The sequence below is a fragment of the Flavobacterium chryseum genome (assembly GCF_004362015.1).
Taxonomy (GTDB): Bacteria; Bacteroidota; Bacteroidia; order Flavobacteriales; family Flavobacteriaceae; genus Flavobacterium.
In genome coordinates, this window is the sequence record NZ_SNWW01000001.1 from 161,667 (window position 1) to 177,055 (window position 15,389).

The 15,389-nt window shown below is 36.4% G+C and carries 8 protein-coding genes; 7 read left to right on the forward strand and 1 reads right to left on the reverse strand.

Features of this window, described 5'->3' with window-relative positions:
• Positions 1-112 precede the first annotated feature (112 nt).
• From EV143_RS00675 to EV143_RS00705, 7 genes are all read left to right on the forward strand, one after another.
• Positions 113-1,291 carry a FecR family protein gene (locus tag EV143_RS00675; RefSeq protein ID WP_133506006.1) on the forward strand — a complete coding sequence of 393 codons (1,179 nt, stop codon included), beginning with the start codon at positions 113-115 and terminating at the stop codon, positions 1,289-1,291.
• A gap of 189 nt (positions 1,292-1,480) precedes the next feature.
• Positions 1,481-4,693, forward strand: coding sequence for a TonB-dependent receptor (locus EV143_RS00680; RefSeq protein WP_243739766.1), 3,213 nt, complete (start codon positions 1,481-1,483; stop codon positions 4,691-4,693).
• A gap of 9 nt (positions 4,694-4,702) precedes the next feature.
• The gene (locus EV143_RS00685) at positions 4,703-6,214 is read left to right on the forward strand and encodes a RagB/SusD family nutrient uptake outer membrane protein (RefSeq protein ID WP_133506010.1); all 1,512 of its coding nucleotides are present in this window, start codon (positions 4,703-4,705) and stop codon (positions 6,212-6,214) included.
• Positions 6,215-6,227: 13 nt separating this feature from the next.
• Positions 6,228-7,310 (forward strand): SusE domain-containing protein, encoded by a 1,083-nt coding sequence (locus EV143_RS00690; protein WP_133506012.1) that lies wholly within the window; start codon positions 6,228-6,230, stop codon positions 7,308-7,310.
• 130 nt (positions 7,311-7,440) lie between these two features.
• The gene (locus EV143_RS00695) at positions 7,441-8,820 is read left to right on the forward strand and encodes an alpha-amylase family glycosyl hydrolase (RefSeq protein ID WP_133506014.1); all 1,380 of its coding nucleotides are present in this window, start codon (positions 7,441-7,443) and stop codon (positions 8,818-8,820) included.
• Between the two features lie 47 nt (positions 8,821-8,867).
• The gene (locus tag EV143_RS00700; RefSeq protein ID WP_243739767.1) at positions 8,868-11,048 is read left to right on the forward strand and encodes a glycoside hydrolase family 97 protein; all 2,181 of its coding nucleotides are present in this window, start codon (positions 8,868-8,870) and stop codon (positions 11,046-11,048) included.
• Between the two features lie 255 nt (positions 11,049-11,303).
• Complete coding sequence (locus EV143_RS00705) at positions 11,304-14,672, forward strand: Ig-like domain-containing protein (RefSeq protein WP_133506016.1); 3,369 nt, start codon at positions 11,304-11,306, stop codon at positions 14,670-14,672.
• A gap of 70 nt (positions 14,673-14,742) precedes the next feature.
• Here EV143_RS00705 and EV143_RS00710 read toward each other — a convergent pair whose 3' ends face one another.
• Positions 14,743-15,282 (reverse strand): DUF5683 domain-containing protein, encoded by a 540-nt coding sequence (locus EV143_RS00710; protein ID WP_166638104.1) that lies wholly within the window; start codon positions 15,280-15,282, stop codon positions 14,743-14,745.
• Between the last annotated feature and the right edge of the window lie 107 nt (positions 15,283-15,389).

Sequence of the window (15,389 nt, forward strand, 5' to 3'; positions counted from 1 at the left end):
CAATTCATTCATCAATAGTCAAATGTTAAAATTGAAAAATTTACAACGTTTGAGTAGTAGTCAACTTCATTTCAACTGTATTATATAAAACCCGAACTAAAATCAATTCGTAATGAATTCAAATTCTGAAATAAAAACCCTTTTACAAAAGTTTGTTTTAAACCAATGTACACCAGAAGAAACAAACGAAGTAATTGCCTACTACAAAAAAAATAAACTTACGGAAGATTTTCCTTCGGTAGAAGATGTTCAAAATCTTTTGGCCGAAATGCCAAAAATGAATCAAAAAACTGCTGATGATATTTTTCTGAATATTTTATCGGCATCTAAAGAAAATGAAACTACGATTGAAATTGCTCCTAAAAAATCAAATTTCAAAAAATACATTTCGATTGCCGCATCAGTTGTTATTTTACTAGGAATTGGACTTTTCTACAAACAAAACAGCATCAATAAAGCAGCTGAACAAAAATTCGATTTTAAAAGCACGGATATTGTTTTACAATTAGAAGACGGAAAGGTTCAGGTTATTTCTGAAGATAATTCTGTACAAGTATTAGACTCAAAAGGAAATGTGATAGGAAATCAGGAAGGTAATAAACTGGTTTACGAAAATAACGGTGATTTAGAAAAAGTGTCTTATAACACGATTAAAATTCCGTACGGGAAAAAATTTCAATTGCAATTGTCTGACGGAACGCTTGTTCACTTAAACGCAGGAACAACTTTAAAATATCCTGTGAAATTTATTGCCGGCGAAAACAGACAGATTTTTCTTGATGGAGAAGCATTTTTTGATGTTGCAAAAGATAAAAAACACCCTTTTATTGTAAATGCCGACAACCTGAATGTACGTGTTTTAGGAACGCACTTTAATGTTTCTAATTATCCTGAAGATGCTGCGACAGATGTTGTTTTGGTTGAAGGTTCTGTTGGAATGTACAATACAAATGAAGAATTCAACGCTGATAAAAACACGATTCTAAAACCGGGCTACAAAGGAAGTTTCAATAAAGAAAATGCTACAATTAGGACCAAACCGGTTATTACGGATATTTATACTTCATGGATAAACGGCGGGTTGACTTTTAGAAATATGACTTTCAAAAATATCATCACAAAGCTCGAAAGACGCTATAATGTTACGATCATCAATAAAAATGAAAAACTGGCCAACGAAAAATTCAATGCAAGTTTTAAAGAAGAATCTATAGAAAATGTAATGAGCTATTTTAATGACATTCACGGCATTAATTACACTATAAAAAACAATCAGATACTAATTAAATAACCACTAACCAATGAAAAAACAGGAAGAACTAAAAATACAGGAATAAAAAAATCGGAAAGAGCTGCGAACAATTTCCGATTTACTAAGTGATTGAATATAACGAATTAACTACAATCAATTAACAAAATTATGAAAAAAAAATCTAAGAATATTGGGTTCCTATACTCAATGTTCCAAAATGACCTAAAATTGAAACTAACTACACTACTTATTTTGGTCGCCATGTTTAATATTAGAGGAAATACTTATGCCCAAAAGACAAAAGTTACCCTGGAATTAAACAATTCAACAATCGAAAAGGTTATTGAGACCATAGAACAAAAAACAGATTTCAGGTTTATTTACAAACTAAATGATATTGACTTAGACCGAACGATTTCTATTTCGGTAAAGGACCAATCGATATATGTGGTTTTAGACAGGCTTTTTAAAGGAACTCCAACTGAATTTAAAATTCGTGATACGCAAATTATCTTAAAAAAGCCCGAGCTAAGAACAGAAAACATTCAATTTGAAAAAGAAACTGTCAGCGGAATTATTACTGACGAAAATGGTATGCCTTTGCCGGGAGCATCGGTTACAGAAGAAGGAACTAAAAACGGAATGGTTACAGATTTTGATGGAAAATACAAACTTATTGTTGAAAGCAGTGCATCTGTAATCGTGGTGACTTTTATTGGCTATAAAGAGAAAAAGGTAACTGCAAATCAAAGCAATATCAACATTCAGTTATTTCCGGACGCTACAAACTTACAGGAAATTGTAGTCGTGGGTTACGGCACTACAGCCAGAAAAGATGTGACTGGAGCTGTTTCTTCAATAGCCGCAAAAGACATGAATCAGGGCGCAATTGTAAATCCGTTATCCTTGATTTCAGGAAAAGCTGCCGGTGTTAATATTACTCAAATTGGTAGCGAGCCGGGTGCAGGGCCAAGCGTTCGTATTCGTGGTATTTCATCTTTAATTGGAGGAAATGATCCTCTGGTTGTTGTAGATGGAATTCAGGGAAACATGGATTTATTTAATCAGGTTCCGCCAAGTGAGATTGAAAGTATAGATATTTTAAAAGATGCTTCGGCTACAGCGGTTTACGGTTCAAGAGGAGCGCCCGGAGTTATCATCGTAACAACTAAAAAAAATAAAGCAGGAAAAACAACTATGGAATATATTGGCTATACTTCTATAGATTTTATTCCGAAAAAATTAGAAATGCTGAATGCAAACCAATGGTGGGAAACGGCTCAAAGTGTTGGCGTTCCTGCATCTGCAAATCACGGTTCTGATACAGATTGGTATGGTCTTTTGACTCAAACCGGAATTACACAAACACATACGCTATCATTTGGCGGAGGAACCGATAAATTCAATTACAGAGCTTCTATAACTGCTATTATGCAGGATGGAGTTGTAATTAACTCCAGTAATCAAAAATATATTGGACGCGTTCAGGCAACACAATTGGCGCTTAACGACAAATTAAAACTGACTTTTAATTTAAATACAGGAGTAAATAATGTAACAGGAAGTATTGCTAAAATTGGCGCCGTTTCGTATCAGTCAAATCTAATTACAAATTCATTATTGGCCAGACCAACAGATCCTGTTTATAATACTGACGGAACTTATTTTACTGATTCAACTGTGTTTCAATATTTAAACCCGTATGCAGCTGCTCAATCTGTAAAGAATGAAAGACAGGAGGATAACTTATTTGGAAGTTTAAAAGCAGATTTAGATTTGGGCAAAGGATTTTCGGCAAACTGGTTCGGTAGCTGGAGAAAAACAAATTCAACTCAGGGATATTTCCTGCCGGTAAGTTCAACAGAAGCTTTTGCAGTAGAACAGAAAGGCTATGCTAATATTGATAATAAAAGACAAAACGAAAAACTAACAAATATTAGTCTTACGTATAAAAAAACTTTAGGCGTTCACAGTTTTAATGCACTGGCTTTATACGAATGGCAAAGCCAGACTTACCAGGGTAATTTTGCTCAGGCAAGAGGTTTTATAAGTGATGAAGCAACCTACAATGCACTTCAGTTTGGCGATTTGTCTAAGGTAAGACCCGGAGATTTAAGATCTTATAAAAATGACCGGTCTTTAGTTTCTTATTTAGGAAGATTAAACTACTCTTTATTAGACCGTTATTTACTTACAGCAAGTATCAGACGAGATGGTTCATCAGTATTTGGTACCAACAACAAATGGGGAAGTTTCCCTTCAGCATCTGTTGCGTGGCAAATTAACAAAGAATCGTTCATGACCAGCCAAACCTTGTTTAATGAATTAAAATTACGCGTTGGTTATGGTGAAACTGGTAATCAGCAAGGTCTTTATCCGCAAACTTCGTTACCATTAGTGGATAGTTCAGGAAACACTTATTTTGGAGGTTCTGTTATTACCAACTTTGGCATTTCTCAAAACGCAAATGCCGATTTAAAATGGGAAACCAAAAAACAAACCAATATCGGACTTGATTTTGCTCTTTTTGACAACAGGTTAAGAGGTAGCTTAGATGTTTACGATTCTAAGACAGATGATTTATTATTTAATTATACTGTACCTCAGCCTCCTTATCCATACAAAGAAATTAAAGCCAATGTAGGAAGCATTTCAAACAAAGGTTTAGAAATTGCTCTTGCCTATGATGTTATCAAAACGGAAAACAGTACGCTAACATTAGCAGGAAATGCATCCTTCATGAAAAATGAAGTACTTAATTTAAGCGGAAGTATTAACGGTATTCCTTTAAATACAGATTATGTAGGCTGGGGAGCAAACAATTCTTATTTAGTGCAGGGAAAACCAGTTGGTGCATTTTATATTTTAGAACATACAGGTAAAAATAATAACGGTGTTGAAACAGTATTGGATCGTGATGGAAACGGCATAATAGATCAGGGAGTAAAAAGTCCGGATCGTTATTATGCAGGTTCGGCGTTGCCAACGTACACTTTTGCATTTAATCCATCTTACCGTTACAAAAACTTTGACATTTCGATGTTAGTAAGAGGTTCAGGAGGAAATAAAATTTACAACGCATTGAATCAAAACTTAAGTATGCTGGAGAATACCGGTAAATCAAATATTCTCGAAAGCGCTGTCGACAAAGGAATACATTCTTCTCCATACGGATCTGATTTATGGTTAGAAGACGGTTCATTTATACGTTTAGAAAATCTTACAGCAGGATATACATTCCGTTTTACCGATAAATATATAGACAATGTTCGACTTTCTCTTACAGGAAACAATTTACTGCTGATTACAGATTATACAGGTGTTGATCCGGAATTGAACATCAGCGGAAGTGGTGACCCTAATGATAATTTTGGTGGCGATAGAGGAATTTATCCGCGTACCAGAAGTGTTGCATTTGGTTTGACTGTAAAATTTAAATAGTAAAAAGAAATGAAAATTAAAAATATAGTAATAGCAGGAAGCGCATGTTTCCTAACCCTTTTTAGCTGTACAGATATTAACGAAAATATATACGACAAATATCAACCAGACAGCTTTTATGGAACTCCGGAGGGAGCCGATATTGCTCTTGCCAGCGTTTATGCAGAAATTCCGGGAGACTTTGTACGTAATAATGTGCCGGGTGTAGGTTACGCCGGAGCCGATAATGGCTGGTATGATATGAACTGTATGTCATCAGACGAGCAGGTAATTCCGCATAGAAACACAGGTGACTGGCAACAAGATTTTGCCCGTTTGCACAAACACGAATGGCTGCCAACAGATTTCATTATTAATAATACCTGGAACTGGTTATACAAATCGATTTTCAATGCCAATTTAGCCATACAATTACTGGAAAAATCAAATGCCGAAGCTTCAAAAATTGCCGAAGCAAAAGTATTACGTGCTTTCTTTTATTATTTATTGATTGATGATTTTGGGAATGTTCCTTTTTTTACCAATAATGATACTACAGTTGATAAAATTCCTCAGTCAAACCGCAAAGAAGTATTCGATTTTATTGTAAAAGAAATAACTCAGAACGTAGACCTGCTTTCCACAACAAAAGGAGGTAATTATTACGGAAGATTCAATAGATGGGCCGGCTATACATTATTGGCAAAAGTATATCTGAATGCAGAAGTTTATACCGGAGAAGCAAAATGGAACGAATGTTTAGCCGCATGTAATAAAGTTAGTGAAGGCGGATTTAGTCTTCACTCAGGTGAAAAAAATGATGCCAGCCCGTTAGGAAATAAATATTATGAATTGTTTGGTGATGTACTTCCGGATGATGAAACCATTTTACCTATCTACGCAACGCTTGATGTAGTTTCCCGTAATATTTATGCCACTCGCAGCTTATATGGCCCGCATGGTAAAAGTTTATTTGGATATGATGGCTGGAACGGAACTATTGTGCCTAAAGAATTCTTTCTGAAATATGATGCAAACGATATTCGCAGACAGCAATTTTTAGTGGGAGAACAACCGGGCGGATTTAATTACACACTGGAGGTTGCTTCTTTAGACAATCCGGGAGCTGCACCTCAGGCTGGTGTTCGTAACGTTAAATTTTACCCTGCAACGCCAAGATCCGGTGGAGGAGCTTCAAATGACTTTCCAATCTTCAGATATGCAGACGTAATTTTAATGAAAGCTGAATGCTATGTTCGTTTAGGAAACGCCGGTACAGCAAAACCTTTTATAGACCAAATCAGAGTACGTGCTGGATTAAACGGATTAGCTGCAAACCCAACATTGGATGATGTTTATAACGAAAGAGGATTTGAGCTAAACTGGGAAGGTCACAGAAGACAAGACATGATTCGTTTTGATAAATTCTTATTGGCAAACGAGTTCAGACCCGTATCTCCTGCCTATAGAAAATTATTCCCAATTCCAACAGCTGCTTTAGATGCAAACAGAGGATTAAAACAAAACGAGGGTTATTACTAAAAACAAAACTATCATGAAAAAATATATAAATAAATTAATCTTGTTAGGCGGCTTGCTTTTTTTAGGTTCATCCTGTGAAACTGACGGTCAGTTAACAACTTTAAAAGCAGTAAGTTTTCCATCTGCAATCGAAGTATCATCAAGCACTATAGTCCTTACTGAAGATACTGCAGACGATCAGGCTTTGCTTATTTCGTGGCCGGCAGTTACGTTTCCCATTGCTGCACCCGTTACTTACGCCGTACAATTTGATTTAGTAAATGATATAAGCGGAAGTCTGGCCTGGCAAAAAGCCAAACGAATTGAAGTTGGCGGTGATGTTTTAAGCAAAGCATTTACAGATCAGGAATTAAACAAAATAGCTGCAGATTTAGGTCTTCCAATAGATGTTTCAGGGCAAATAGTTATTCGCGTAGAAGCTACTATGGATCGTAAAATTTATTCAAATCCTGTTACAATAAAGGTTACACCATATGAAAGAAGCGTTGTTTTTGGCGAAATTTATATGCCGGGAGCCTATCAGGGCGAATGGAATGTAGATACCGCTTTAGCTTTAACTGCAATTTCAAAAGGTGTTTATCAGGGTTACGTAACTGTTCTTCCGGGTTATGGTCCGGTTTTTAAATTAAATACAGGCAGAAACTGGGAACAATATTACGGTGCAGGAGCCACAAACAATGATCTTAAAAACATGAGCACTACTGATTTTGTACTTCCGGGAGAAGGTTCCTATCAGGTAAAAGTAAATTTAAATACTTTAAAATGGAGTTCTGTTGCCTATTCATGGGGAATTGTTGGTGATGGAACTGCCGGTAGCTGGAACACAAGCACACCAATGAACTATGATTATCAAACAAAAACATGGAAAATAACAGCAGATTTAGTACCCGGAAATGTAAAATTCAGGCTAAATAATGAATGGACGATCAACTACGGTTCTAAAAATACAACAGATGGAATTGCATATCTGGACGATCAGGGAGCGCATTACGTAGGTGAAGCCGGTACTTATGAAATCACATTTAAAATAAACGATGTTGATCCTTCTGGTCTTGGATATCCGGCAACTGCAAATTATACTATTGTAAAAAAGTAGTACAACCTTAAAATTAAAATCTGAAAATTAGTTTGGTTTGAGTAATTTCTGTCTTTCATTTCATACGTGAAAGGCAGGTTACTCTAACAACTGAAAACCGGATTTATTAAAAAACTAAAATTCAAAAAACATGAAATTCAATATAAACATCTTTTATTCACTACTCCTTACGCTTGCGTTTGTTTCGTGTAGTTCCTCAGATGACGATTCAAATTCAAACCCTGAATATCCTCAATACGGTACTTCATTTGAAAAAATGCCAAATAAAGCCGATGCCATAATTTATCAGGTAAATATCCGTGCTTTTAGTGAAGCCGGAACTCTAAAAGGCGTTCAGGACAGACTTACCCAAATTCAGGAATTAGGCGCAAATGTTATTTATTTAATGCCCATTTATCCAGTCGGAAAATTAAAAGCTTCAGGAGAACTAGGTTCACCTTACGCCGTAAAAGATTATAAAGCTGTAAATCCTGATTTCGGAACTTTACAAGATCTTCAGACGTTGGTTGAAGAAGCGCACAAAAAAAATATGGCTGTCGTTCTTGACTGGGTTGCCAATCATACTGCGTGGGATAACGCCTGGATTACAGAACACCCAGATTGGTATCAAAAAAATGAAAAAGGAGAAATTATAATTCCTCCGGGAACGAATTATAATGATGTAGCGCAATTAAATTTCAATAATGCCGAAATGAAAACGGCCATGATCGATGCCATGTCTTATTGGGTTTACACAGCAAACATAGATGGTTTTAGATGCGATTATGCTGATTTTGTTCCTCAAACCTTCTGGACAGAAGCAATCACAAAACTAAGAAGCATCAAAAAAAATCAAACCATTTTAATGTTAGCCGAAGGATCGAATGTAAATCATTTTGCTTCCGGTTTTGATTACACTTTTGGTTTCAATTTCTTCAGCACTTTAGAAAAAGTTTTTAAAGAAAGTAAACCCGCAACAACTATTCAGGATTCGAATGCTACAGAATATGCAAACAACTATAATCCGGAAAACAGAATTGTAAGATACACCAGTAATCATGATGTAAACCTAACAGAAGGAACGCCTTTAGAACTTTTTGGAGGCAAACAAGGATCTGTAGCAACTTTCGTTGTAGCGGCATACATGAAATCTGTTCCGATGATTTACAACGGACAGGAAATTGGATATTCAAAAAGATTGAATTATTTCGCAAAAACGCCAATTGACTGGTCTACGGCAGATGCAAGTATGTTAGCTGAGTACAAAAAGATAATTGCTTTTAGAAACACCAGCAATGCTATCAAAAGAGGAACTTACACAGGATATAGTAATAATGCAGTTAGTGCTTTTACAATGGTAAACGATACCGAAAAAGTTCTTGTTCTTTCTAATTTAACTAATAATTCTGCAACATATCTTATTTCACCGGCATTAAAAGGAACTTGGAAAGATGCTTTTACAGGCGCTTCTATTACCCTGGGAGCTGATATTACATTGCTTCCTTTTCAATATTTAGTTTTAAAAAACTAGAACCCTTTTATTAATTAAGCTTTAGATTTGCAAAAAACTAAATAAACATGAATTTTCAATCCCACAAATCATTGCTTCAAATTCGTTTAGGCAAAAAAATCGCGTTGTGTCTTATTATCTGTGCCAATTCATTATGGATTCAGGCGCAGGAAATAACTTCGCCTAATAAAAATCTTTCTTTAAAATTTGAATTAAAAGAAGGCGGAATCCCGTCTTACCAATTATCATATAAACAAAAAGCAGTTATAAAACCAAGTTCTTTGGGTTTAGAACTTCAAAATTTGCCTTCGTTTTTGGATGGTTTTACCGTGACAAACACAGCACAATCTTCTGTTGATGAAAATTGGAATCCGGTTTTAGGTGAAGAAAAAACAATACGAAATAACTACAATGAATTGGTTGTCACTTTAGCGCAAGCGAAAAACAACAACAGATATATTAGAATACGTTTCCGTTTATTCAACGACGGATTAGGTTTTAGATATGAATTTCCAAAACAAAATGATTTGAGTTATTTTGTAATAAAAGAAGAACGTTCTGAATTTAATTTGGCCGGGAATCATAAAATTTTCTGGATTCCGGGAGATTATGATACCAATGAATATGCGTATACCACTTCGAAGATTTCTGAAGTTCCTTCGTTAATGAAAAAAGCGACTATCGACATCAATTCGCAATGGCCTATAAAAGAATTAGCTGTACAAACGCCCTCTATGATGAAATCTGATGATGGTTTATACATCAACATTCACGAAGCAGGTTTAATCAATTATCCGGCAATGTATCTTGAAGTTGATGCTGTAAACTATAAAATGAAAAGCCATTTAGCACCAGATGCTGTTGGAGCAAAAGGCTATATTCAAACCGATGCACAATCGCCTTGGAGAACTATTGTAGTAAGCGATAAAGCAACGGAGATTTTGGCTTCAAAATTAATTTTAAACCTCAACGAACCAACAAGCTATAAAGATGTTTCATGGATAAAACCGGTAAAATACATCGGGATTTGGTGGGAATATTTTGTTGCAGGAAAAAGTACCTGGGCCTTTGGAAAAGAAAACAACGTAAAATTAACTGATGATTTTTCTAAGTTAACACCAAACGGAAAACACGGAGCCACAACAGAACGCGCAAAAGAATATATTGATTTTGCTTCTAAAAATGGTTTCGATGCAATTCTTATTGAAGGATGGAACATTGGCTGGGAAGACTGGATCAACAACTGGAAAGAAGAAGTTTTTGATTACGTAACCGCTTATCCTGATTTTGATGTAAAAGCAGTTCATTCATACGCTGCTTCAAAAGGTGTAAAAATTATCATGCACCACGAAACTTCAGGATCAGCAACCAATTATGAGCGTCGTTTAGATCGTGCTTTTCAGTTTATGAATGACAACGGTTACGATGCGGTAAAAACTGGTTATGTTGGGAAAATTATTCCGCGTGGCGAACATCATGACGGACAATGGATGGTGAATCATTACATTAATGTTGCCAAACGTGCAGCCGATTATAAAATCATGATTGACAGTCACGAAGCGGTTCGACCAACTGGTTTAAACCGAACATTCCCAAACTGGATTGCACAAGAATCTGCTCGAGGAACTGAGTTTGAATCGATGGGAGGATTAGCACCGGATCATACTACGATTTTGCCTTTTACACGTTTAATGGGTGGACCGATGGATTATACGCCTGGCATTTTTCAAACTGATCTTTCGTATTACGGAACCGGAAGTACACAACGTGTCAACACCACTTTGGTAAAACAACTGGCATATTATGTAACCATGTACAGTCCGTTGCAAATGGCGGCTGATATTCCGGGAAATTACGAGCGTTTTCCAGATGCATTTCAATTTATCAAAGATGTTGCTGTAGATTGGGATAACAGTTATATTTTGGAAGCTGAACCGGGAGATTATATTACAATTGCCCGTAAAGCAAAAGGAAAAGATGCGTGGTTTATTGGCGGAATTACAGATGAAAACGCAAGAACAGCCAACATTACTTTTGATTATTTACCTGCCGGAAAAAATTTCATCGCCACAATTTATGCCGATGCAAAAGAAGCCAACTGGAACAAAAACCCACAAAAATATACCGTGACTAAAGTTGTTGTAACCTCAAAAACAATTTTAAAACAGTATTTAGCTCCGGGCGGTGGCGTTGCTATCAGCATCAAAGAAGGAAATGCATCAGAATTAAAGGGATTGAAAAAGATTTAATTTAAGGTTCTGAGAGACTAAGCTTCTAAGGTTTTTGCCACGAATTTTGCGAATTCCACGAATTAAAGCTGCAGATTAAATATTTGTGCTAATTCGTGAAATTCGTGGCAATACCTATGTCCTTTTATGGACAAAAATTAAAATTTTACTACTTGAAAAACTATTAACCACAAAATGTTTGTCAAATTTAAAACAATGCAAATGAGAATGAATTTTAGTTAACGATGCTGACAAGCATGCAAAAAAACAAAAATTATGAAAATCAACATTACCACTCGATTTTTACATTTCACGAAAACAATAGTTTGTTTTCTATTACTATTTGCAAGTTCCGTTTATGCGCAGGATCCGCCTCAGTACGGCACGCCATTCGCTGGTGTTCCGGATACCCGAGACATAAATATGTATCAGGTTCATATTCGTCCGTTTAGTGCTAACGGAAATCTAGCCGGAGTAACCGCCCGATTAGACAATATAAAAGCACTCGGCACCAATGTAATTTATTTAATGCCCATTTACCCACACGGAACTGATTCCAGAAGCTCGCCTTCGCCTTATTGTATCAAAGATTTTAAAGCCGTTGGATCAGAATATGGCTCACTTGCTGATTTAAGAACTTTGGTCGATGGCGCTCATAGTCGCGGAATGGCTGTTATTTTAGACATCGCCATTAATGGAACTTCTTGGGATAATGCATGGACAACGCAGCATCCTGAATACTATTTGAGAAGCGGTACAACCATTCAGCAACTAGGAAATTTTTCTGACATTGCTGCTCTTGACCTTAACAGTTCAGCAACACGTGCCGCTATAAAAGATGCGATGCGTTATTGGATTCTGGCTGCAAACGTAGACGGTTACCGTTGCGATTATGCCAATAATCCTCCGCTTGATTTCTGGTCAGAAGTAATTGGAAACATTCGCGGAATTTCTTCTCATAAATTATTAATGTTAGCCGAAGGAGACAGACAAGCCAATTTTACGGCTGGTTTTGATATGAATTTTGGCGACAGATGGTTTTGGAATGCTTTGAAAGATGTGGCAGCCGGAGGTCCGGTTTCTCAACGTTTTCAAACCATAAATGATTACGAATATGTAAACGCAACGGGTTCAAACCAAGCGGTTCGTTACACCGGAAATCATGATACGTATACAAATGATAACGGCGTACAAAGGCCGTTTGTAATCTTCAACAACCATAACGGAATTGTTGCCAACTTCTTAGTTTCGGCTTATATGAAAGGTGTTCCCTTTTTAATGAGCGGACAGGAAATTGATTACGAACCAAAAACCGACTGGCCTTGGCAGGGCTTTAAATTCAACTGGTCTCAAAATCCAACTGCTGCCGCTGATTTTGCTAAAATTCTAAATTTCAGAACGACAAGCGCAGCAATCAGACGTGGCGATTTAACTCAATATCCAAATGATGATATTAGCATCTTTACCAAAACATTAGGTTCTGAAAAAGTAATCGTAATGTCGAATTTAAGAAATGCTTCTAAATCCTATGTAATTCCGGCAGCTTTGGCGGGAACTTATGTAAATCCGTATAACAATAATGCTTCGGTAACTTTAACAACAGGATCGACACGAACATTTGCAGCTTATGAATATTTGGTTTTAACCAATACAAATGCGCCGGTTGTAGCCGTTACAGGAGTTTCGGTTAGTCCAACAACAGCAACAGTTGGTTTAGGGTCTACACAACAATTAAATGCTACTCTTGCTCCGGCAAATGCAACAAATCAAAACGTAACGTGGGCATCAAGCAATACAGCCGTAGCAACTGTAAATACATCCGGACTAGTTACAGCAGTTTCGGCAGGTACAACAACTATTACAGTTAAAACCGTTGATGGCAATAAAACAGCGACTTCTGCAATAACGGTTGCAACAATTCCGGTTGCTTCAGTAATTGTTTCGCCAACAACCGCAAGTTTATATGCAGGAAATACACAACAACTTTCGGCAACAATTGCTCCGGCAAATGCAACCAACAAAACAGTAACGTGGAGTTCTAGCAATACAGCAGTTGCAACTGTAAATTCATCTGGATTCGTTACTGCAGTTTCGGCAGGAACGGCTAATATTACAGTAACAACGCAAGACGGAAGTAAAACTGCAATCGCAACAATAACAGTAAATCCGAATACTAATTTTACGGTATATTTCTACAAACCATCAAATTGGGGAACCGAAATTAAAATTTATTATTGGAGTGCTTTACCAACCGGAGTTTTAGCCGATGCATCATGGCCGGGCGTAAACATGACCAATACCGGAAATGGCTGGTACAGTTATACGTTCACCAATGTAACTTCGACTAACTTAATTTTTAACGACGGAACAAGCCAATCTACTGATTTAAACAGAAACAAAACAGGTTGGTATATGAATGCAACCTGGTACGATTCGAATCCCGGAACAGTTGTCGCAGTTACAGGAGTAACATTATCGCCAACAACAGCTACTTTAGTAATTGGTGCAACACAACAATTAACGCCTACCGTTGCACCTGCAACAGCAACTAACAAAACGGTTAGTTATTCTTCGAGTAATACAGCTGTAGCAACTGTAAACAGTTCCGGATTAGTAACTGCTGTCGCTGCAGGGACATCAACAATTACAGTAACAACTCAGGATGGAGCTAAAACAGCAACTTGTGTTGTAACTGTTAGTGCATCGAATGTAGCGGTAACGAGTGTGAGTTTGAACCCACCCTCAGCATCTTTATCAGTTGGCGGAACGCAACAATTGACTCCAACAATTCTTCCTGCAAACGCAACAAACAAATCAGTAACTTACAGTTCAAGCAATACAGGTGTAGCAACTGTAAACGCATTTGGTTTAGTTACAGCAATAGCAAACGGAACTGCAACTATAACAGTTACAACGGTAAGCGGAAGCAAAACAAGTACAGCTTCTATTTCAGTTTCAACTGCAACGGGAACGTATTACACAATCAAAAACAGATGGACAGGTGCTTATTTATCTGATGCCGGAGCAAATGTGGGTTATGGCGCAACAGTTGCGAACAACAATTACAAATGGCAAAAAATCGCTATTGATGCTACTTATTTTGTACTTAAAAATGTGGCAACTGGCGAATTAATGAATATCGAAAGTCAAACCGGAAGTGTTCAATCTAATATAACAGATACCACTTTTTGGAGCGCACAATGGTCTAGCGATTATATCGACGGAACCTGGATTAGAATTAGAAACAGATGGCAGTCAGGAAATATTATTCATGTTGAAAACCAAACCGGTTCTGCGCAATACGGAAATTCGCAAGATGGTTGGTTCAGTGCACAATGGCAATTGGAAACTACGACGATTGGAACAGGTAAATCTGCTTTAAAAACTGATGAGGTTTCTGAAACTGAAAAAGTAATTGGAATCTACCCTAACCCTTCAACAGACAATCTATTTAATGTTTTATTGCCAGAATTAGAAGCTGGAGATGTAGCATCGATTACCGTTTCTGACATGAACGGAAGAACGGTTTTAATAGAAAAACTTTCTGCTTCAGGACCAATTAATCATCATTTAGGATCGGGAATTTATATTGTAACTATTACTTCTTCAGCTTTAAATGTGACTAAAAAACTGATCGTTAAATAATTCATTTAATTTAAAAGTAAATGCCGTATGAAAATTTCATACGGCATTTTTATTTTTTATAGTGAACTAATTAAAATGAATAATTAACAGCAACTCCAAAATCATTTTGAGCTATTATCGTATTCCTATTTATGGCTGGTTTAAATACTAGTTTCTCGCTTACATTAAATTGAGACAAAGCAGCATCAATATTAGCATCAATAATATTTAACGCATAAAAGGCAACAATAAATAAAGCTGATAAATCTCTGTTTCTTTGAAATCCTTTTTGAGCGGCAATCAATCTACTGTCATCAAATCTCGCCAAACTTGCAGACGAACTTGGATTTCCTGCAAGCCTGTTCTTATATTCGTCTCTGTAAAGTTTGTAGTTTTTCTGATTGTCAATATACAAATAAGCACTTGTTCCAATGGCTCCGTAAACTAAAGGAAGCTTCCAGTATTTTTTATTATAAATTTGTCCTAAACCTGGCAAAATAGCAGAATAAAATGCTGCTTTAGCTGGTCGTAAAGGATCAATTGTTTCTGATTTTAAAGAATCGGCAGTTATGATTGATGGTTTTTCCTGAGCGAAAATTGAAGTTAATCCAAAAAGTAAAAATAAAAAAATGTACTAATTTTGCATGGATAAGTTTGGTTTGGAAATTTCATCCAAAGAAACCTTTTTACTTCTAAGTTTTTTCTTAAGTAAACTATAAATAAAACTTAATTTTAAAT